The sequence below is a fragment of the Anaerophaga thermohalophila DSM 12881 genome (assembly GCF_000191885.1).
GTDB classification, from domain to species: domain Bacteria; phylum Bacteroidota; class Bacteroidia; order Bacteroidales; family Marinilabiliaceae; genus Anaerophaga; species Anaerophaga thermohalophila.
Genome location: NZ_AEWI01000105.1, coordinates 1 through 834 on the forward strand (window position 1 = coordinate 1; position 834 = coordinate 834).

2 protein-coding genes are annotated in these 834 nt (G+C 29.4%); both read right to left on the reverse strand.

Annotation, left to right across the window (positions count from 1 at the left end):
* Nucleotides 1–4: 4 nt before the first annotated feature.
* A complete protein-coding gene (locus ATH1_RS0115825) occupies nt 5–523 on the reverse strand; it encodes a hypothetical protein (RefSeq protein WP_029164173.1) in 519 nt (172 codons plus the stop codon).
* 11 nt (nt 524–534) lie between these two features.
* Nucleotides 535–834, reverse strand: a 300-nt coding sequence (locus ATH1_RS21740) for a hypothetical protein (RefSeq protein WP_010424047.1), incomplete at its 5' end; no start/stop codon positions are given.

Here is an 834-nt window from a genome sequence, read left to right on the forward strand (position 1 = left end):
CCACTTATTCCAACATTTTTCTTTTTAACACAAGAAAAAGCCCATAAGATGATTGTATATACCCTTCCTCTTCTATTTTCTCACTAAATATAGTCTCTATGGTTATTTTTTCCTTAAACTGCTGAGAGAACTTTACGAATTTATCCAGGCAAATTTTCGGTTCTCTTGCAGAAAATTTAAAAGATACACTAACAACCTTACCTGAAGAAGTAGAAATACACTTTATAACACATTTACTATTAATCAAATCTTTTATTTCTTTTACATCAAAGATTTTTTCTGTGAGATTTATTATTTGGCTTTCAGGGTTATAATTAAACCCAATAACTTCAGGCAACTTGCCATTTATATCTTTAGGCAAAGGCAACTCATCATATGAACCATCAAAATCAACATAATTATAAATTATATCATCATCAAATACAGAAACCTTTTTAATTAGAGTATCATTCAGAAAATGGTTCTGGCTGTATATTGTATTTCCGAATATTAAGAGAATACCAATAATAATTGAAGATTTCATAGAACCAGGTTTTAAAAACATTTAGATAAAGTAATAATTGAATTAAGTGCATCCGGTGTTTTAAGATGAGGGCTTAATGGAGAACTATACTCTTTTGTTGTATACTGATTAAATAAATTAAGCCATTTTTGATAATCTTTCAAAGAAATCGTTGATGGATTTTCTTGTTGTGAAAAAATCCAATTTTCATATTGTTCTTTAGTTTCCTGAGGAACAGTCCCCAAATGAAAACCAACACAACATTTAACGTTTGAAACATCAATATACAATTTCGCCTCAAACTCAATATTCACCCTCCCCGAATCAGCATA

Excerpts from the sequence above, each read along its gene's own strand:
- ATH1_RS0115825 (WP_029164173.1), bottom strand. The coding sequence starts at position 523 with ATGAAATCTTCAATTATTATTGGTATTCTCTTAATATTCGGAAATACA.